Source organism: Heliomarina sp., from assembly GCF_052826185.1.
Window position 1 is genome coordinate 559868 of sequence record NZ_JBRBUI010000054.1, and the last position, 19714, is coordinate 579581.

General features: G+C 61.9%; 19 protein-coding genes. 10 read left to right on the forward strand and 9 right to left on the reverse strand.

Going from position 1 to position 19714, the window contains the following annotated elements:
* Positions 1-172: 172 nt before the first annotated feature.
* Positions 173-3547 (reverse strand): carbamoyl-phosphate synthase large subunit, encoded by a 3375-nt coding sequence (carB, locus tag ACU0FH_RS20935; protein ID WP_446196637.1) that lies wholly within the window; start codon positions 3545-3547, stop codon positions 173-175.
* Between the two features lie 220 nt (positions 3548-3767).
* Complete coding sequence (locus ACU0FH_RS20940) at positions 3768-4994, reverse strand: class I SAM-dependent methyltransferase (protein WP_446196638.1); 1227 nt, start codon at positions 4992-4994, stop codon at positions 3768-3770.
* A gap of 181 nt (positions 4995-5175) precedes the next feature.
* On the opposite strand from ACU0FH_RS20940, the gene aspS reads away from it, so the two are divergent.
* The gene (gene aspS, locus ACU0FH_RS20945) at positions 5176-6957 is read left to right on the forward strand and encodes an aspartate--tRNA ligase (protein ID WP_446196639.1); all 1782 of its coding nucleotides are present in this window, start codon (positions 5176-5178) and stop codon (positions 6955-6957) included.
* A gap of 79 nt (positions 6958-7036) precedes the next feature.
* Here the strand turns inward: aspS and ACU0FH_RS20950 are convergent, their stop codons facing one another.
* Entirely contained in the window at positions 7037-7513 is a 477-nt protein-coding gene (locus ACU0FH_RS20950; RefSeq protein ID WP_238370047.1) for a hemerythrin domain-containing protein, read from the reverse strand.
* A 183-nt stretch (positions 7514-7696) separates the two neighbouring features.
* Here ACU0FH_RS20950 and ACU0FH_RS20955 point away from each other — a divergent pair, with 183 nt between their 5' ends.
* From ACU0FH_RS20955 to ACU0FH_RS20965, 3 genes are read left to right on the forward strand one after another with little or no spacing between them, the layout of a single operon-like run.
* Entirely contained in the window at positions 7697-9070 is a 1374-nt protein-coding gene (locus ACU0FH_RS20955) for a DUF1800 domain-containing protein (protein ID WP_446196640.1), read from the forward strand.
* Between the two features lie 10 nt (positions 9071-9080).
* Positions 9081-10289, forward strand: coding sequence for a DUF1501 domain-containing protein (locus ACU0FH_RS20960; RefSeq protein WP_446196641.1), 1209 nt, complete (start codon positions 9081-9083; stop codon positions 10287-10289).
* A gap of 44 nt (positions 10290-10333) precedes the next feature.
* The gene (locus ACU0FH_RS20965) at positions 10334-11083 is read left to right on the forward strand and encodes a GNAT family N-acetyltransferase (protein ID WP_446196642.1); all 750 of its coding nucleotides are present in this window, start codon (positions 10334-10336) and stop codon (positions 11081-11083) included.
* Between the two features lie 67 nt (positions 11084-11150).
* Here the strand turns inward: ACU0FH_RS20965 and ACU0FH_RS20970 are convergent, their stop codons facing one another.
* Together ACU0FH_RS20970 and ACU0FH_RS20975 are read right to left on the reverse strand one after the other, a co-directional pair.
* Entirely contained in the window at positions 11151-11297 is a 147-nt protein-coding gene (locus tag ACU0FH_RS20970; protein ID WP_446196643.1) for a hypothetical protein, read from the reverse strand.
* Between the two features lies 1 nt (position 11298).
* Complete coding sequence (locus tag ACU0FH_RS20975) at positions 11299-12018, reverse strand: response regulator (RefSeq protein WP_238370052.1); 720 nt, start codon at positions 12016-12018, stop codon at positions 11299-11301.
* A 161-nt stretch (positions 12019-12179) separates the two neighbouring features.
* Here ACU0FH_RS20975 and mce point away from each other — a divergent pair, with 161 nt between their 5' ends.
* Both mce and ACU0FH_RS20985 read left to right on the forward strand, forming a co-directional pair.
* Positions 12180-12584, forward strand: coding sequence for a methylmalonyl-CoA epimerase (gene mce / locus ACU0FH_RS20980; protein WP_446196644.1), 405 nt, complete (start codon positions 12180-12182; stop codon positions 12582-12584).
* Positions 12585-12607: 23 nt separating this feature from the next.
* Positions 12608-12880, forward strand: a complete 273-nt coding sequence (locus ACU0FH_RS20985; RefSeq protein WP_446196645.1) for a DUF1467 family protein — start codon at positions 12608-12610, stop codon at positions 12878-12880.
* Positions 12881-13068: 188 nt separating this feature from the next.
* Here ACU0FH_RS20985 and ACU0FH_RS20990 read toward each other — a convergent pair whose 3' ends face one another.
* Positions 13069-13779, reverse strand: a complete 711-nt coding sequence (locus tag ACU0FH_RS20990) for an EI24 domain-containing protein (RefSeq protein ID WP_446196646.1) — start codon at positions 13777-13779, stop codon at positions 13069-13071.
* Positions 13776-14354, reverse strand: a complete 579-nt coding sequence (locus tag ACU0FH_RS20995; protein ID WP_446196647.1) for a nitroreductase family protein — start codon at positions 14352-14354, stop codon at positions 13776-13778. Before ACU0FH_RS20995 ends, ACU0FH_RS20990 begins: the two co-directional genes overlap by 4 nt.
* A gap of 198 nt (positions 14355-14552) precedes the next feature.
* Between ACU0FH_RS20995 and ACU0FH_RS21000 the strand changes: the two genes are divergently transcribed.
* Positions 14553-14849: a DUF167 domain-containing protein gene (locus ACU0FH_RS21000; protein WP_446196648.1), complete on the forward strand. Its 297-nt coding sequence runs from the start codon at positions 14553-14555 to the stop codon at positions 14847-14849.
* Here ACU0FH_RS21000 and ACU0FH_RS21005 read toward each other — a convergent pair.
* Positions 14816-15061, reverse strand: a complete 246-nt coding sequence (locus tag ACU0FH_RS21005) for a hypothetical protein (protein ID WP_446197000.1) — start codon at positions 15059-15061, stop codon at positions 14816-14818. The two genes, ACU0FH_RS21000 and ACU0FH_RS21005, sit on opposite strands and share 34 nt — an antisense overlap.
* A gap of 121 nt (positions 15062-15182) precedes the next feature.
* Here ACU0FH_RS21005 and ACU0FH_RS21010 point away from each other — a divergent pair, with 121 nt between their 5' ends.
* Positions 15183-15899, forward strand: coding sequence for a M48 family metallopeptidase (locus ACU0FH_RS21010; protein ID WP_446196649.1), 717 nt, complete (start codon positions 15183-15185; stop codon positions 15897-15899).
* 81 nt (positions 15900-15980) lie between these two features.
* On the forward strand, positions 15981-16241 hold the full coding sequence (locus ACU0FH_RS21015) for a DUF6455 family protein (RefSeq protein WP_446196650.1): 261 nt from the start codon (positions 15981-15983) through the stop codon (positions 16239-16241).
* A gap of 42 nt (positions 16242-16283) precedes the next feature.
* Here ACU0FH_RS21015 and rimO read toward each other — a convergent pair whose 3' ends face one another.
* Complete coding sequence (gene rimO, locus ACU0FH_RS21020; protein ID WP_446196651.1) at positions 16284-17675, reverse strand: 30S ribosomal protein S12 methylthiotransferase RimO; 1392 nt, start codon at positions 17673-17675, stop codon at positions 16284-16286.
* 96 nt (positions 17676-17771) lie between these two features.
* Here rimO and ACU0FH_RS21025 point away from each other — a divergent pair, with 96 nt between their 5' ends.
* Positions 17772-19703 carry an AsmA family protein gene (locus tag ACU0FH_RS21025; protein ID WP_446196652.1) on the forward strand — a complete coding sequence of 644 codons (1932 nt, stop codon included), beginning with the start codon at positions 17772-17774 and terminating at the stop codon, positions 19701-19703.
* The last annotated feature ends 11 nt before the right edge of the window (positions 19704-19714 follow it).

Consider the following 19714-nt stretch of genomic DNA (forward strand, 5'->3'; position numbering starts at 1 on the left):
AATTGTAGAAAGCTGTCGGTGACGGGGTCAATCAAATCTTGCGGACGCGGCCGGGCAGGGCGCTTTTGGCGAGATATATATCCGGGGCGTTGGAAATTTGCGACAGGTCTGACACGGCATCCGGTTATGCCCGGATGCAAAACGGCCCGCCCGAAGGCAGGCCGCGATCTCGTTACCCCTGAAGCGCCTTGACGCCCACGTCCCCTTCGGCCTGCGCCTTGATCGCCTGAGCGGCGGCATGGGCACCGGCGGCGGTGGTGAAATAGGGGATCTTGTCATAAAGCGCGACGGAACGGATGCCCTTGGAATCCTCGACCGCCTGGGTGCCTTCGGTGGTGTTCATGACGAGGTGGATGCCCCCGTCCTTCATCATGTCGACCACGTCGGGGCGGCCTTCGTAGACCTTGTTTACGGCGGTGCAGGGCACGCCATGCCCGTCGAGCCAGGCCTTGGTGCCGCGCGTGGCGACGATGTCAAAGCCAAGTGACACAAGGGTTTGCGCCGCATCCAGCATCTGGGCAGTCTTGTCAATGTCGCGGATCGAGAGAAAGGCGCGGCCTTCACGCGGGAGCGGGTTGCCCGCGCCCATCTGCGCCTTGAGGAAGGCGCGGGGGAAGGAGCGGTCCCAGCCCATGACTTCGCCGGTGGAGCGCATTTCCGGCCCCAAGATGGTGTCGACACCGGGGAAACGGGCGAACGGCAGCACCGCCTCTTTCACGGAGAACCACGGCATGTCGGGGTCGGCCAGCGTCATCGGATCACCCAGCGGCAGTACGTCATCGTAATCGGCATCGGTGTCATAGGGCGCGCGCATCGGGAAGTTCGAGAGCGGCTCGCCCGCCATGACACGGGCGGCAATCGAGGCGATGGCGCTGTCGGTGGCCTTGGCGACGAACGGCACGGTGCGCGACGCGCGCGGGTTGACCTCGATCAGGAAGATCTCGTCTTCGCCTTTTTCGTTGGCCTTGACGGCGAACTGCACGTTCATCAGCCCGACGACGTTCAGCCCGTGGGCCAGCGCCTCGGTCTGTTTCTTGATCTCGTCGATGATCTCTTTCGAGAGCGAGTAGGGCGGCAGGGAGCAGGCGCTGTCGCCCGAGTGCACGCCGGCCTCTTCGATATGCTGCATGATGCCGGCCATATGGACCTGCTTGCCGTCGCAGAGCGCGTCTACGTCGAGTTCAATCGCACCGGAGAGATAACTGTCGAGCAGTACGGGGCTGTCGCCGGACACCACCACCGCGTCGCGAATGTAGCGTTTGAGCTGGTCCATGTCGCGCACGATTTCCATCGCGCGGCCGCCCAGAACGTAAGACGGGCGGATCACCAGCGGAAAGCCGATTTCATCCGCGATTTCAAGCGCCTGCGTGTCGGTCGAGGCGATGCCGTTCTTGGGCTGGCGCAGCCCGAGGCGGTTGACGAGGTCCTGGAACCGCTCACGGTCCTCGGCAAGGTCGATGGCGTCGGGGGTGGTGCCAAGGATCGGGATGCCTTCGGCTTCGAGCGCATTGGCGAGTTTCAGCGGGGTCTGACCGCCGAACTGGACGATGACGCCGTGCAGCGTGCCGTTGGTCTGTTCGACCCGCAGAATCTCCATCACGTGCTCAAAGGTCAGCGGTTCGAAATAGAGCCGGTCGGAGGTGTCGTAATCGGTCGACACCGTTTCCGGGTTGCAGTTGACCATGATGGTTTCATAGCCCGCGTCGGTGAGGGCGAAACAGGCGTGGCAGCAGCAGTAGTCGAATTCGATACCCTGGCCGATACGGTTCGGGCCGCCGCCGAGGATCACGACCTTTTTGCGGTCGGAGGGGCGGGCTTCGCATTCGACCTCGCCATAGACCGGGGTTTCATAGGTCGAGTACATATAGGGGGTCTGCGCCTCGAACTCGGCGGCGCAGGTGTCGATCCGCTTGAAAACCGCGTTGACGTCGAGATTGCGGCGGGCGCGGCGCACGTTGTCTTCGTCGCGGCCGGTAAGCTTGCCAAGACGGGCATCGGTAAAGCCCATCATCTTGACCGCGCGCAGGCCTTCGCTGGTGGTGGGCAGGCCGTTCTTGCGCAGGTCGGCCTCGGTTTCGACGATTTCGCGGATCCGGGCAAGGAACCACGGGTCGAACATGGTGACGCCGTGGATGTCGATATCGCTCATGCCGTGGCGCATGGCCTGCGCAATGGTGCGCATCCGGTCCGGGGTCTGCTGGCTGATCGCCTTGACCAGCGCGGCCTTGTTATCTGCGGAATCCTCAGGCTGGGAGGCGTCGAACCCGGCGATTTCGATCTCGTCGAAACCGGTCAGGCCGGATTCCATCGAGGCGAGCGCCTTTTGCAGCGATTCGTGGATGGTGCGGCCGATGGCCATGGCCTCGCCCACGGATTTCATCGCGGTGGTGAGTTCGGGCTTGGAGCCGGGGAATTTTTCAAACGCGAATTTCGGGATCTTGGTGACCACGTAGTCGATGGTCGGCTCGAAGGAGGCCGGGGTGACCTTGGTGATGTCATTGTCGAGCTCGTCCAGCGTGTAGCCGACGGCGAGCTTGGCCGCGATCTTGGCGATGGGGAAGCCGGTGGCCTTGGAGGCCAGCGCCGAGGAGCGGGAGACACGCGGGTTCATCTCGATCACGACCATGCGGCCGTCTTCAGGGTTGATCGCCCATTGCACGTTGGAACCGCCGGTTTCGACGCCGATTTCGCGCAGCACGGCAATCGAGCCGTTGCGCATGATCTGGTATTCCTTGTCGGTCAGCGTCAGCGCCGGGGCGACGGTGATCGAATCGCCCGTGTGCACGCCCATCGGATCGACGTTCTCGATGGAGCAGACGATGATCGCGTTATCGGCAGTGTCGCGCACCACCTCCATTTCGAACTCTTTCCAGCCTAGAAGGGATTCATCGACGAGGATCTGGCCCATCGGTGAGGCGTCCATGCCCGAGCGGCAGTAGTGTTCGTAATCGTCGCGGTTGTAGGCAACGCCGCCACCGGTGCCGCCAAGGGTAAAGGCAGGGCGGATGATCGCGGGCAGGCCCACATGCTCGAGCGCCTCGAGCGCGAGCTGCACACCGGCGTTGAGGTCTTTCTTGCCATTGGCGCCGGTTGGGGCGGTGACGATGGTTGCCTTGGGGTTTTCGATGCCGAGCCGGTCCATCGCTTCGCGGAACAGCGCGCGATCTTCGGCCATTTCAATGGCTTCGCGCTTGGCGCCGATCATTTCGACGCCGAATTTTTCCAGCACACCCATCTCTTCGAGGGCCAGCGAAGTGTTCAGGCCGGTCTGCCCGCCCATAGTCGGCAGGAGCGCGTCGGGGCGTTCCTTTTCGATGATCTTGGCCACGACCTCGGGGGTGATCGGTTCGATATAGGTGGCGTCGGCCAGGCCCGGATCGGTCATGATCGTCGCGGGGTTGGAGTTCACGAGGATGACCCGGTAGCCTTCCTCGCGCAGGGCCTTGCAGGCCTGGGCGCCGGAATAGTCGAACTCGCAGGCCTGTCCGATGATGATGGGGCCGGCGCCGATGATCATGATGGATTTGATATCGGTTCTTTTTGGCATGTCACGGCCCCTCTTGAATTGCGATGCGGGGAGCGCGGCTGGCAGGCGCGCCCAAATTGTCCTGCGTTATAGGCATGGAGCAAGCAGGTGCAAGGGGGCGTTTGCGCCTCTTTTGCGGCGTGGCGCCTGCGGAGGGCGGGGGCAAAAGTTTTCATGCCTCCGGCGGGGATATTTTAAGACCCAAAGAAGGGGCAAGGCGCTCTGCCGGGGGCGTCTGGGCTTATTCCGCGGCCTGACGTCTTGGGCCGTGATCGTGGTAAAGATAGTCGCGGGTGATCGGGACCGCGTCGCGCCGGTGGGTCAGCTGGAACTGGAATACTGCCTGTTTCTGTTCCTCGAAGGCGAGGAAGCAGACCGTCAGGTAGTAACGCCACATGCGGATGAAGCGGTCGTCATGGGTTTCGCGCACCTTGTCGATATTGGCATCGAAGCGCTGCAGCCAGTGCCGCAGGGTTATCGCGTAATGAAGGCGCAGCACTTCGAGGTCGGTATTCCAGAGGCCGGATTTCTCGATTGGCGGGGCGAGCTCTGACAGGGAGGGGACATAGCCGCCGGGGAAGATGTACTTGGTGATCCATTCGGATTCCGCCATTGGCGGGCCGCTGCGCCCGATGGTGTGGATCAGGGCGATGCCGTCGGGGGAGAGAAGGTCGCTGACCTTGTCGAAATATTCGGCGTAATGGGGCAGGCCCACGTGTTCGAGCATGCCGACCGATACGATCCGGTCGAAGGGTTCGTTGATTTCGCGGTAGTCGATCAGCCGAAAGTCGATGACATCGGAGAGGCCCTGTTTGGCGGCGCGTTCGCGGGCGAGGGCGAGTTGTTCGCTGGAGAGCGTGACCCCGGTTACCCGGGCGCCGTAGTCGCGGGCGAGGGTGATGGCCATGCCGCCCCAGCCGCAGCCGATGTCGAGCACACGCATGCCCGGTTCGATTTGCAGTTTCTGCGCGATATGGGTCTTTTTCGCGATCTGCGCTTCTTCGAGCGACATCGCGGGATCGGTGAAATAGGCGCAGCTGTATTGCATGTCCTCGTCGAGGAAGAGCCGGTAGAAATCGTTGGATAGGTCGTAATGGTGAGAGACGTTGGAGCGGGCCAGTTCCGGGGTGTTGCGCTGGATCCAGCGCCCGAGCGCGAAGCGGGTGCGGTCGGCGAATTGCACCCAGGGCGGCAGGACATTGGTATAGGCATTGCGCAAAACCAGTTTGATCAGCCCTTCGATGTCGTTGTTTTCGATGGTGAGGCGTTCATCCATGTAAGCCTCGCCGAGAGCGAGATCGGGATGGGTGCAGAGGCCCTTGAACAGCGCCTTGTCTTGTATGTGGATGGCGGCGGTAAGGGTGCCACCGGGGCCGAAGGTCCGTGTCCGTCCGTCTGGATAGGTGACGCGTAGTTCTCCGCTCTGGATCAGCCGCGACACCATTTTTTCAAAAATGGTTTGCCACATCTCATTCACCCGAGAAAGGTTTTGTTAACACTTTTATCAAGCGCGGTCAGAAGAATAGCTCTCGAACGGCATATTCCAAACATTTTTTTGATAAATGCCGGGATTCTCGGGGGGCCTTGACTTCCGGTGGCTGTCGGGCTGTATCGGCGCGACCCGCCAAACGCCCTTGAAGGATTGAGTAATGCACGCATATCGCAGCCATACCTGCGCCGACCTGACTGCCCAAAATGTGGGCGAAACCGTTCGCCTGTCGGGCTGGGTGCACCGGGTCCGCGACCACGGGGGCATTCTTTTCATCGACCTGCGCGACCATTACGGCGTGACCCAGGTGCTGTGCGATCCCGACAGCGCGGCCTTTGCCGAGGTGGAAAAGGTGCGCTCGGAATGGTGTATCCGCATCGATGGGGAGGTGAAGGCGCGTGATCCGGAACTGGTGAACCCCAAGCTGCCGACCGGCGAGATCGAGGTGTTCATTCGCGACATCGAGGTGCTGGGCGCGTCGAAAGAGCTGCCGCTGATCGTGTTCGGGGATCAGGAATATCCCGAGGAAACCCGTCTGCGCTATCGTTACCTCGACCTGCGCCGCGAGGCGATGCAGCGCAACATGACCCTGCGTTCCGACGTGGTGGCGAGCATTCGCAAGCGCATGTGGGATCGCAAGTTCCGCGAATACCAGACGCCGATCATCACCGCCTCGTCGCCCGAGGGCGCGCGCGACTTTCTTGTGCCGAGCCGTCTGCACCCGGGCAAGTTCTACGCGCTGCCGCAGGCGCCGCAGCAATTCAAGCAGCTGATCATGGTGTCGGGCTTTGACAAGTATTTCCAGATCGCGCCTTGTTTCCGCGATGAGGACCCGCGCGCCGATCGCTCGCCCACCGATTTCTACCAGCTCGATATGGAGATGTCCTTTGTCGAGCAGCAGGATGTGTTCGACACGATCTCGCCGGTGATCGCGGGCGTGTTCGAGGAATTCGGCGGCGGCAAGAAGGTCGATGCGCCGGGGGAATGGCCGCAGATTTCCTATCGCGATGCGGCGCTCTGGTATGGCACCGACAAGCCCGATCTGCGCAACCCGATCAAGATGCAGGTGGTCTCCGAGCATTTTGCCGGGTCCGGTTTTGCGATTTTTGCCAAGCTGTTGGAGCAGGAAGGTACCGAGATCCGCGCTATCCCTGCGCCGACGGGCGGGTCGCGCAAGTTCTGCGACCGGATGAACGCATTTGCCCAGAAAGAGGGCCTGCCGGGGATGGGCTATATCTTTTGGCGGGATCAGGGCGATGGTATGGAGGCAGCCGGGCCGCTCGCCAAGAACATCGGCCCCGAGCGGACCGAGGCGATCCGCCAGCAGCTGGGCCTTGGCGTCGGCGATGCGGCCTTCTTCCTTGGCGGCAAACCGGCGGCGTTCCAGACTGTCGCAGGCAAGGCGCGCACCGTCATCGGCGAGGAACTGGGCCTGACCGACATGGACCGTTTTGCTTTTGCGTGGATCGTCGATTTTCCGATTTACGAGAAGGACGAGGAAACCGGCAAGATCGACTTTGAGCATAACCCGTTCTCCATGCCGCAGGGCGGGATGGCGGCGCTGGAAGGCGATCCGCTTGAGGTGCTGGGGTACCAGTATGACCTCGCCTGCAACGGGTACGAACTGGTGTCGGGCGCGATCCGTAACCACCGCCCGGAGATCATGTTCAAGGCGTTTGAGATTGCTGGTTACGGTAAGGAAGAGGTCGAGAAACGCTTTGGCGGCATGGTCAACGCGTTCCAGTATGGCGCACCGCCGCACGGGGGCTGTGCCGCCGGAATCGACCGGATCGTAATGCTGCTGGCGGATGAGGCGAATATTCGCGAGGTCATCATGTTCCCGATGAATCAGCGGGCCGAAGACCTGATGATGAACGCGCCGTCGGATCCCACAAGCGACCAGCTCATGGAGCTGGGGTTGCGGGTTATTCCGAAGGAATAACAACGGTTTGAGCTAAGAAAAAGGCCGTGGCGGGGTAGGTTCCGCCACGGCCTTTTTGCGTCTCTCAGGCTTTCGCCTGTCAGTCTTCGAGACTGTCTTCGCGTTTCTTGGCGATCAGTTTGACCTCTTCGGCCTTGCGGGCCTCGAACCGGTCGCCAAAGCCTTTCAGGTCGGATTCATCGATGACTTCGCGGGCGCGCGAGAACACCTCGTCTTCTTCCTCGTCTATGTGGTGTTCGTAATCGTGGCGCAGTTTCTTAAACTTTTGCAGCCAGCCGCCAAGGCTCATGTCCATTTCGTTCAGCTCTTCCATGATATCGTCCAGCTGCTGGTGTTCGTGGACGGAATGGCGGGCCGCGTCCTGACCCCATGTCTTGGAAATCAGCTTGGAATAGAATGTTTCCTCTTCGGCGGCGGCATGACTTTTGACATCGCGGTAGAATTCATCCCAGGCGTCGCGGCGGTCGTTGCTGTCGCCGGAGGTATGTTCGATCCGGTCGAGAAGCTTGCGGTGATTGTCGTGATCTGCCTTGATGGCGCTGTAAATGTCGGTCATCTGGGTGCTCCCTTTAAATGTGCGAAGGAAACGCGGCGAGGGGCCTTCGGGTTTCGCGAAAAATTGCCGCGCTCGCGACGGATTTCCGGCTCTTGTGCGTTATATCCGTGAGAGCGGTGGAACATCGCGACGAACTGCCGACAGGTCCCGAGTCTTTGGGACACGTGCCAAGGGGTTAGAAACATGGGTTTTTCCGCACAGCTTGCCGAAGTGCGATTTGGCTATGGCATGTCGCCGGTGGTCGCGCCGCCTGCTTCGCCCGAAGCTATGCTGACCGCGCTTGCGGCGCCGGACGAAATGGCCACGCGGTTTCCCATCGACAGCTTTGACCGGTTCAGCGCCTGGGTGGTCGAGACACGCAAACTGCGCAAGGCGTTCCAGAAAACCAAGGATCAGGAAAAACGCGAGGCCTATCGCGCCGCGCGCCGCGCGCAGAACGAGGTTGGCATGGAATGGGCAATGCGGGCGATGCTGCGTTGCACCCATACACAAAGCGGATTTCGCGAGCGGCTTGTTGCCTTCTGGGCCGATCATTTCACCGCGAAGGGCAAGATCGGGCTGCTGCGCACGGCGACCGCGCCCTATATCGAGGATGCGATCAGGCCCAATGTAACCGCCACCTTTGGCGATATGCTGAGCGCCGTGGTGACGCATCCGCTGATGCTGCATTTCCTTGATCAGAACCGCTCTACCGGGCCGAATAGCAAGGCGGTAAATCGCAATGACCGGCTGGACGGGTTGAACGAGAACCTCGCCCGCGAGGTGATGGAGTTGCATACGCTGGGGGTTGGCGGGCCGTACAGTCAGGATGACGTGCGCCAACTGGCCGAACTGTTTACCGGCCTGACCTTTGGATTTGGCGAGGGATTCCGGTTTCGACGGGGTTTTGCCGAGCCCGGGGCGGAGCAGATCATGGGGAAGAGTTACGGCGGCGATCCGGCGCGGCTTGAACCGGTGCTTGAGGCGCTGCACGACCTTGCGGTGCATCCGGTGACCGCGCGCCATATCGCGTCGAAACTGGCGGTGCATTTCGTGTCGGATACGCCGGACGAAAGTCTGGTGACGCATGTGACCGAGCGCTACGTCGCGAGCGGGGGTGACCTGATGGCGGTCTATGGCGCGCTGCTGGAACACCCCGCCGCATGGGACACGCCGCGCGGCAATGTCAAACCGCCGGTGGACTTCATCGCCTCGGGCTGGCGGGCGCTGGCGGTCGATCCTGACCATGTGGCGCGGCTGCGGCGGCGCGATATGCGCCGCACGCTGGTCAACCCGCTCCGCGACATGGGTCAGCCTTGGCAGGATCCGAACGGGCCGGATGGCTGGCCAGAGCAGGACGAGGCGTGGATCACTCCGCAGGGCGTGGCGATGCGGCTACGCTGGGCGGTGAGCGCGCCGCAGGTGCTTTGCCCGGATCTGCCCGAGCCGATGGGGTTCGTCGCCTCGACCCTTGGCGATTTCGCCGATGAACACGTGCAATTTGCCGCGCGCGCCGCAGAGAGCCAGTCCGACGCGATCGGGATGGTGCTGGCCGCGCCCGCCTTCCAGAGACGATAGGAGACACGAGATGACCAAGGCCCTTTCCCGCCGCGCTTTTCTTGCCCGGTCGTCGCTGATTGGCTGTTCGATTGCGGCCTCGCCCCTGCTTACGCCGATGAGCTTTGCCGCCGCGCCGTGGGACACGCGGCTGGTGGTGATCATCCTGCGCGGTGCGATGGACGGTCTGGACGTGGTGCGCCCCTATGGCGCACCGGAATATGCAGAGTTGCGCGGGGAACTGGGCGGAGAAGCGCCCGACCTTGACGGATTCTTTGCGCTGCATCCGGCGCTGGACCGGTTGATGCCGCTTTGGACCAAGGGGCAGCTTGGATTTGTGCACGCGGTTTCAACGCCTTATCGCGACAAGCGAAGCCATTTCGACGGTCAAGATCTGCTCGAGGCGGGGACCGATGCGTTGAACGGTTCGCGCGATGGCTGGCTCAACCGCATGCTGGGCGAGGTGGGCGGCGTTGAGGCGCGCACCGCTTTTGCCATCGGTCACGGCGAGATGAAGGTGCTGAACGGGCCGGCGCCCGTTGCCGACTGGTCGCCCGATGCCAACCTTGTTTTGAGTCCGCAGGCGCTGCGGCTGGCGCAGATGGTGATGCAGGACGATCCGGCCTTTCACGCGGCGCTGAACGAGGCGCTGATGCTGTCGGACATGGATGAGGAACCCGGCCCGCTGAGCGTGACGGTGGACGAGGACGAACCGATGGCGCCGCCGCCGACGCCGCCCTCGAAAGCGCATCTGAAGGTGGCCGAGTTTACCGCAGATCAGCTGCGCGGCGATACAAGGATCGCCTCCTTTTCGATCAACGGCTGGGACACGCATAACAACCAGAGCCGCGCAATCCAGCCCGCGCTGGGTCGGCTGGCGGATACGATCCTTGCCTTGCAGGCGGGGGTGGGTGAGGCGGTCTGGCAAAAGACCGCCGTGGTTGCGATGACGGAATTTGGGCGCACCGCGCGGCTGAATGGTACCGGCGGCACCGACCACGGCACCGGCGGCGCGATGATCATGGCGGGCGGGGCCATTCGCGGCGGTCGCGTTTACGGGGACTGGCCCGGGTTGGACGAGGCGAGCCTTTTCGAGCGGCGCGACCTGATGCCCACGCAGGATGTGCGCGCGCCTGCGGCCTGGATTTTGCGCGGCATGGCGGGGCTGGATCAGGCCACGCTTGAAAGGGTCGTGTTTCCGGGGTTGCAAATGGGCGGCGACCCGGGTCTTTTATTATGATTCCAAGGCTTTGCCTTGCTTGCGGAAGGTCATAGAGTGGACAGATGAGCAATCTCAGCGTTTCCCGCCCCGTCGGTCTGCCCGTGCCGGACTGGACCCCGCCACCCCGTCCCGAAGGTGCAGTTCTAGTGGGGCGTTATGCCCGCCTTGAGCCCCTGAGTGCCGAGGATCACGCGGCGCTTTTGTTTGCCGCCTATGATGGCGAGGACTGGCTGTGGGATTACATGCCGGTCGGGCCGTTTTCCTCGGCCTCGATGTACCATCGCTGGGTCAAGGAAGCGACGGCGGATCCGGGGCTGTGTTTCTACGCGATCAAGGATCTGGAGACCGGGCAGTACGGTGGCGTTGCGTCGTACCTCCGGATTGATCCGGCAGCCGGTTCGATCGAGGTCGGCAATATCAATTATGCACCGCGCCTGCAGCGGACCCGCGCAGCGACCGAGGCGATGGCGCTGATGATGCGCTGGGCCTTTGAGGCCGGCTATCGGCGGTATGAATGGAAATGCAACGCGCTGAACATGCCGTCTCGGGCAGCGGCTCAGCGGCTCGGGTTCAGTTATGAGGGCGTTTTCCGTCAGGCGCTGGTGGTTAAGGGGCGCAACCGAGACACCGCGTGGTTCGCGACAATCGATCAGGAATGGCCCGCACTGTCTGCCGCTTATGCCGAATGGCTGTCCCCGGATAATTTCGATGCCGAGGGCCGCCAGATCCAACGGCTGAGCGATCTGACCCGCAAGATTCGGTTCTCGGACGACCCGGCACTGCTCGATCAGGGATTGCCACCTGAGGTCTGATTTATCCCCCCGACGAGATGTCCGAAAGCGGTTTGAGTACAAGATTTTGTTAGGCGACCCTGATGTTTCAATCGGTAGGGTCGAGGATGATCGTGCTAAGGGTAGCGATGCCGCTTTCTTCTCGGTGTTTGCGTATTTCGCGGGAAGCTTTGCGGGCTTGCACGTAAAGGGCGACGAGCATGGCGAAGAGGGCGATCAGAAATGTCTCGATCATGTCAAATGGCCTTTCTCTGTTGCAGTCTTTCGTTGACCAGCCCGGCGATCAGAGCGGTTGCGGGGCCGACAGGCGTGCCATCACGGCGTGATTTCGCAAGGTTGTCGGCGGCCTCGGCCAGCGGCGTGTCATCGACGCTGCGGGCGATGCCGCCAATGAACTGCGCAAGATAATCGAGTGTTCCGCCCTCGGTATCCGCGCTCAGGACATCGGCCACATGGGCCAGATCGTCCTGAAGTGCGATCGGATCCGGTTCTACGACAACCTCGCTGACGGGGTGCAGGGTGAACGGACGTCGCTCGGGCGGCAGGCGCCCGATGATCACCGACTGGAACACCGCAAGAGAAGTGATTGGCTTGGCAAGGAAATCATCCGCCCCGGCCGCCATCGCGGCCTGTTCGGCGTTGTCATCGCCGGAGGTTGCCAGCAGGATACCGACGCGCGGCGCGGCGCGGTTCAGTTCCGAGATAAGTTCAAGCCCGGACCCATCGGGCAGACCAAGATCGACGATCACCGCCGAGGGGCGATAGACCTGAAGATGGCGCCGAGCGGATTTCAGGCAATCGGCGCGACGGATGCGCGCCCCGCTGCGCAGGCACAAAAGACGCATGGTTTCGCTGGCGTAACGGCTGTCTTCCACCACCAGGATCGTCAGGCCCAGCAACGGACGGCTGGCAGTCGGCATGGTGTGGGGCTGCTGAAGCGGATCCGAATCGGCCATGACAAAGTTCCTTTCGATTGCCTGGCTCTAGGCTAGGGACCGGTGGCTAACGCGAGGTTAACAGGCGGCTTTCCCCGGGCGGCGGGCTGCGACAATGCTGGGCTTGCTCTTGGCGGGGAGGAGCCTCATAACCGGCGGGATATCTATTGAGGGAGGTGCCGATGATCGGCCGACTTAACCATGTTGCCATTGCCGTGCCGGATCTCGAGGCCGCCTCGGCCCAGTATCGCGATGCGCTTGGCGCCAAGGTCGGTGCGCCTCAGGACGAACCGGATCATGGCGTGACGGTGGTTTTCATCGAGCTGCCCAATACCAAAATCGAATTGCTTTATCCGCTGGGCGATGACAGTCCGATCAGGGCGTTTCTGGAAAAGAACCCTGCGGGTGGCATGCATCACGTCTGCTACGAGGTCGATGACATCATCGCGGCGCGCGACCACCTCAAGGAAACCGGCGCACGGGTGCTGGGCAATGGTGAGCCCAAAATTGGCGCGCATGGCAAACCGGTGCTGTTCCTGCACCCCAAGGATTTCAACGGCTGTCTTGTCGAACTCGAACAGGTCTGAGCCGTCGCTGAAAGGAGCCTGACATGGGCGTTACATCGGCCATCGTGCTGTTCATCGTCATCTGGTTCATGACGTTTTTCGTGGCCATTCCCATCCGCGTGAAAACGCAGGGAGATCTTGGCCAGATCGTGCCCGGCACCCATGCCGGGGCCCCGGAGTCGCATCACCTGCGCAAGAAGGCATTCTATACGACTGCGGTTGCCTTCGTGCTCTGGGTCATCATATCCGGGATCATCCTGTCGAACTGGATCACGCTGGAAGACTTCGACTGGTTCTATCGCGCGCTGCCGCGATAAGAGGTGTTCGGAACCGGGTGCCGCGGCTGGATTTATGCATGCTCGGTTGATTGAAAAAGGCCACAGGCTGATGCCTGTGGCCTTTTCTTACAGCGGCGAGCTCTGCGTCGGGCTTTGCGCCCGTTCGGTGCGAGCTTCCGCGGTTAAGTTCGAAAATCGAAATAATACCGTCGATAGTAAGGGATTTCTTAACGGTCTTTGTTGAGCATGTGAAAGAGATGGGTGAAGGTCGCGGCACCCAGAACCGGCACCAAGAGGTTCACGACGGGCACCGTCAGTGGAACTGTCATCAATACGCCAGCAAGGAAAACGGCGCTGCCGTACTGCTTGCGCATGCGGGTCGCCTCTTTGCGGCCGATGCGGCGGATCGCGACCAGTGTGAAGTATTCGCGCCCGAGCAGGTACCCATTCAGCGCGTAAAACACGAAGGGCGCAAAGGGCGCGAGAACGGCTGTGACCAGAAAGATGAGATAGACGACCAGACCAAGGAGGTTCGCGACAATCAGGACACCAAGAAAGGCGACCGAGTCGCTCAGCGCCTCGGCAAAGGGGACGTTGCGGGCCTCGGGTAGCTGGGGATAGTGCCGGTCTTCGACCGCCTGCGCGATCTCGTCGAGAAAAAAGGAGGTGATGGCCGAGGCCACCGGCACCATCAGGAAGATTGACAGGAACAGCATCACCAGGATCGAGGTGGCGCTGAAGAGGTTGTCGACCCATTGCACCTCGCCAATCCAGGGCAGGGTCATACCATCGCCGAAGTAGGTCTGTACCAGCCACAGCAACCCGACCGTTGCCGCGACCAGCAGCGCCAGGGTCAGCAGAAGGCCCAGCATCAGTACCTTGCGGAACGGTCGGTCGCCGATTTGCGCGATGGCGAGAAAAAACGCCTGAAGGATCAAGACGAAACCCAGGTGGTTTTGGCGGCGAGATCGGGGCGCGGACGGTCCGGCGGCGCCGCGGATTCAGTGCCGATATGGATGAAACCGGCGATTTTCTCATGCGGCGCAAGTCCCAGCGCGGCGCTGCAGAATGCCGTGTCGTGGCTGATGCTGCCCGAGAGCCAGTTCGCCCCCCAGCCCGCGGCAAGCGCGGCGTTCAGAAGCGCAAGGCAAACGGCTCCGGCGGAATATGTCTGTTCGATCACAGGGATTTTCGCCGTTTCATCAGGGCAGGCGACAACCGCCACCGCCAGATGCCCCTGATCGAACTGGGTCCGGGCCTTGGCCACATCGGCATCGGCGAACCCAAGCGCTTTTGCATGTTCCTCGGCCTGATCCGCGAGCCGGGGCATCGCGCCTTCTTCGATAACGATAAAACGCCAGGGTTCCAGCTTGCCGTGATCGGGACTGCGGGCAGCAGCCGTCAGCAGAGGTTCAAGAGCGGTCTCGTCGGGCACCGGGGTTGTCAGAGTCTTGGCCGGGCGAGAGCGCCGGTGCAGCAGAAATTCAAGCGCGGCGGGATTGGGAGTCGGCATATGTTAATCTTTCTTACATTCTGCGGATATGTTGGCTCGAACCTGTAGCTATGCAAGAGAGAGGTCTATGTTTTTCGAGGAAAATCCGCAAGCGTGGCTAGGATCGGGATTTTTTCAGCTTCTCAACCCAGTTGTATATCGGGTGGGATTCCGGTTTTAATCAGCAGGGTAGGTTGCGCAGTTGACGTGAGGCGATAAATGGCCCGGGCAAAATCCAGAGACCTACCGGATCTGGCGCACCTTGCGGTCGAAGGGGCGGAATTTGCCGTGCGCGTCACACCCGGCGCGGCGAGAAACGCGGTTGTCGAACGCGATGGCGTGTTGCGTATCACGGTCACGGCGGCACCGGAGAACGGCAAGGCAAACACGGCCGTGACCCAATTGCTGGCCCGCGCGCTGGGTGTCGCGCCAAGTGCGCTAACCTTGTTGCGAGGGGAAACGTCGCGCGAAAAGCTGTTCCGCTACGGTGTGGAGGCGTTGCGTCGCAGACGATAGACGCCCTCGGGCATGTCGAGCGCGGCGGCAAGATCACGCAATTGTTCCGGCGAAAGCGTTATTTTCATCATCTGGTTGGTGCGCGCGTCAAATTGCTCGATCGTGATGCATTCGGCAAAACTGTTGATGACCACGTCCTCTTGCAGGGGCGCGGGCGCTTCGTCGACAAGCGTGATCACAGTGGCGTCGAATTCGTGTTCAATGCTAAACATGAGCTTGAGATTGGCGCTGTTGCTGAGGCATTGCAAGGGCGATTCACCGCAGATCCGGGCACTGGAAGGCGGCGTCGACTGTGCTAGGGTCATTCGGGAAATACTGAAGAAAGGAGCGCCGATGCGCTGGGGTCGGGTACTGATCGGTTTATGTGCAGCCTTGGGTCTTTCGGGGTGCGACATGCCGACCGTGTCAAGCGGCGCCACCTCTGGCGCCTCGGTCGTGCCCGGGTTTTCCCCGGAACTTGTTCAGGCCAACTTTTTTTATGTTGTCAGCGCGGTAGAGCCGATAGCTGAACAGGAATGTCGCAATCGTACAACGGGAATGAACTGCGATTTCCTGATTGCCGTGGATGCCCGTCGCAACGCGCAGCCGAATGCGTTCCAAAGCCTCGACCGGGAGGGACGCCCGGTCATCACCTTTACCGCCTCTCTGATTGAAAGTGTCGGGAGCGTGGATGAACTGGCCTTTGTGATGAGCCACGAGGCCGCGCATCACATCCGCAACCACCTTGCGCGGCAGCAGCGCAATGCCGAAGCGGGCGCTGTCGTGTTTGCGGGGCTTGCAACGCTCACCGGCGGCAGCGCGCTGGACGTGGAAAACGCCCAGCGGCTTGGTGCCGCGGTCGGGGCGCGCAGCTATTCCAAGGAATTCGAACTGGAAGCGGATGAGCTGGGCACGGTGATCGCCTACCGCGCGGGATTCAACCCTTTGATCGGGGCGGGATTCTTCGCCCAGATTCCGGACCCGGGCGACCGTTTTCTTGGCTCGCACCCGCCGAATGCAGATCGACTGGACACGGTGCGCCGGACCATGTCGCGGTTGACCTCGGGCTGAGGCTTATTTGACATCGATCAAGGCGATGCCCCCTTATCGCGGGCAGAGTGGCCGGGCAGATTCAAGGAATCGGAGACCCGGATGCAAGATCCTGAAAAGCTTAAGAAGCACGCGGTTCTAATGGACCGGATGGCCGAGACGGTCGGCGTGGACATGCAGCAAGAGATCCTGGACGGCGGCCGTTTGACCGTTAGTGAGCTTGGCGACGCGGTGCTGCGCTGTTGTGAATGCTCGGATCCGGGCTTTTGCGGAAGCTGGCTGGACGCGCAGAAAACCGGCGCCATGCAGACGCCAAGCTTTTGCCGGAACAGCGAAATGATGGCCCGGCTGCGCGTGGAATAAGCTTTCTATTCCAGTAAATTGCCGGGCGTTGCTTATGCTGGATCAGCTGGCGAGACGTCCCCAGAGATCGTAATCGCTGGCCTCATCCACGGTGACCGTAACAAGATCGCCCGGCTTCAGGTTTTCGAAGCCTTCGTCAATAAAGAGGTTGCCGTCGATCTCGGGCGCATCGGCCCAGCTCCGGCAGGTGGCGGCTTCGTCGTCGATTTCATCGACGATCACCTGTAACTGCTGGCCGACCTTGGCCTGCAGCTTAGCTTCGGAAATGGCCTGCGCCTTTTCCATGAAGCGGTCCCACCGCTCTTGTTTGACCTCTTCGGGCACGTGATCGGGCAGGTCGTTAGACCGCGCCCCGTCGACATTTTCGTATTTGAAGCATCCGACCCGGTCGAGACGGGCTTCGTCCATCCAGTCGAGCAGCGTCCGGAATTCGGATTCGGTTTCGCCCGGGTAGCCGACGATGAAGGTCGAGCGCAGGGTAATGTCGGGGCAGATGTCGCGCCAAGCGGCGATTTCGTCGAGCGTTTTCGACCCGGCGGCAGGGCGGGCCATGCGTTTCAGCACATCCGGGTGCGCATGCTGGAAAGGAATATCGAGATAGGGCAGCAGCCCGTTCGACGGGTCGGCCATCAGCGGGATCAGATCGCGCACATGCGGGTAGGGATAGACGTAATGCAGCCGCACCCAAGCGCCGAGTTGCCCCAGTTCGCGGGAGAGGTCGAGGATATGGCTGCGCACCTCGCCGTCTTTCCACGGGTTCGTGTCGTACTTGCGATCAAGCCCGTAGGCGCTGGTGTCCTGACTGATCACCAGAAGCTCGCGGACGCCGCTTTCGACCAGTTTCTCTGCCTCGCGCAGCACCGCATGGGCGGGTCGCGACATCAGCCGGCCGCGCATGTCCGGAATGATACAGAACTTGCACTTGTGGTTGCAACCTTCTGAAATCTTTAAATAAGAATAGTGTCTAGGTGTGAGGGAGACGCCCGAGGCCGGAAGCAGATCGACAAAGGGGTTCGGATCGGGAGGCACGGCGGAATGCACCGCGTCGAGCACCTGTTCGTATTGATGCGGGCCAGTCACGGCGAGCACCTTGGGGTGGGTCCCGGTGATGTATTCCGGCTCGGCCCCGAGGCAGCCGGTCACGATGACCCGGCCGTTTTCGGTCAGCGCCTCACCGATGGCTTCGAGACTTTCGGCCTTGGCGCTGTCGAGAAATCCGCAGGTGTTTACGATTACTGCATCGGCGCCGCTGTAATCTGGCGAGATACCATAGCCTTCGGCCCGCAGCCGCGTGAGGATGCGTTCGCTGTCGACCAGCGCCTTGGGGCAGCCAAGCGAGACCATGCCAATGGTGGGCTGGCCGGGACGGGGCGCATCGCCGATGCGCGCGCGGGGCGCGAGATCGGGGCGCAGTTCAGGAGGGTTCGTGCTCATGTGCGCTCCTATAGGGCCGGCGCGAGAAAGGTGCAAAGGCTTTGCGCAAACGGCCAAGGCGGATATGCTGGGGAAAACGGCAGGCGGAGCAGGCGAATGCGGTGGATTTTCAGGCTGATCGGCGCGGTGTTGCTGGCGCTGGTGACGTTGGGTGCCGGGCTGTTTCTTTTGCCGCAGGAACGTATCGCGGAAATTGCGGCTGAACAGATTCGCAACCAGACTGGGCGAGAGGTGACCATTGGCGGCGGTGTGCGCCTGTCTCTCTGGCCGACACTGGGGGTGAAAACGGGGCCGGTTACAGTTGCAAATGCCGACTGGGCCGATGCCGAGCCGATGCTGCGTGCCGAGGCACTTTCGGTGGGGCTGTCGGCGCGCGATCTTCTGCGCGGGCGGATCCGGGTCAGCGAAGTGGTGGCAGAACAGCCGGACCTGCGGCTGCAGCAAAGCGCAGACGGTGTCGGCAACTGGGAGTTCACAGAAACCGACGCTGTCGCGGACGGCGGTGAAACCTCCGGAGAAGCACCGGGCGGGTCTTCGCCCGTCATGCTTGAACGGCTCAAACTAAGCGATGCGCGGTTGCTGTACCGGCGCGAGGGCGGCGGAGAATTTGCCCTGTCGGATGTCGATCTGACGCTGGACTGGCCCGAACCGAGCGGCGTCGCCCATATTGATCTGGCGATGTCCCCAGCGGGCGAGCGCATCAAGGTGGCGGCACAAGTTGCGAATTTCCAAGACTTTCTTTCCAGCGATGTCGCGCCGCTGACGCTCGAGGTGGCGACCTCGGGCGGTACGGCGAGCTTTGTCGGTCGGGCGAGGCTGAACGGCGAAGCCTCGGGGCGGGTGACGATGGATGCAGATGATATCGTCAAGATGCAGCGGGCGCTGGGGCTTGGGCAGGGCTTCTGGCCCGAGCGCATGGGACGCGGTGTGGAGCTGGTGACCGAGGCGACCTATACGCTGGATCAGCGGCTTTCGTTACGCGACCTGTCCGTGCTGCTGGATCGGAACCGGGTGAACGGCGCGGCCGATCTGTACCTTGCCGATACTGTCAAACTTACCGCGCGGCTGAATGCCGATGCGCTTGATTTCACGCCGGTTTCCGCAAAAGGCGGCGGGGGCGCCGGGTCGGGCTCGACAAGGCTTGGCTGGTCGAGCACACCGATCGATGCAAGCGGGCTGGGCCTTGTGAACGCGTCGGTCACGCTCGATGCGAAAAGCGTCCGGGTTGCGGGCACCCAATTGGGCGCGGTGCAGGCGCTGTTCACGCTGGTCGACTCCCGTGCGGTGCTGGACCTTGCGCGGGTCGAAGCCTTTGACGGAGAGATCACCGGGCAGCTGGTGGCCAACAACCGGACAGGGCTTTCGGTTGGAGGAGCTTTGCAGGCCAAGGGTATCGAGATGCAGCGGCTCTTGTCGGATATGGCCGATATCAATCGATTTTCCGGCAAGGCGGATATGAAGCTTACCTTTCTGGGCGTGGGACAGAGTGCGGATATGATCATGCGATCGCTTTCGGGATCGGGGCGGATTGGCATGACAGCGGGGGAAATCGCGGGCATCGACCTTGAGGCGCTGATGGATTCGGGCGAGCAGAATGGCGGCACCACGGTTTTCGAGACGTTGAAAGCCAGTTTCGATATCACGGGCGGCGTGCTGAGCAATGACGACCTTGCCGTCGAGCTCAAGAATTTCCGCGCTGACGGCACCGGCGTGATCGGGCTGGGGGAAAGGGATATCGATTACGTCATCACGCCCGTGGCGCTGCGGGCGCGGGGTGGCGAGGGGCTGGCTATCCCCGTGCGCATCAGCGGCCCATGGGCGCGGCCAAGGGTGCAGCCCGACCTTGAAGCGGTGCTGAAGGCGAATGCGGATGTGAAACTGGATGCGCTGGAGGAACGCGCCAAGGAGAAGATCCGCGCCAAGCTGAGCGGGGCGCCTGGCGATACGCGCGATGTCGAAGAGCTTCTCAAGGACAAGATCGAGGAGGAAGCCAAGAAAGGCTTTCTCAAGCTGTTGGGCGGCGATTGACGCCGCCCGGA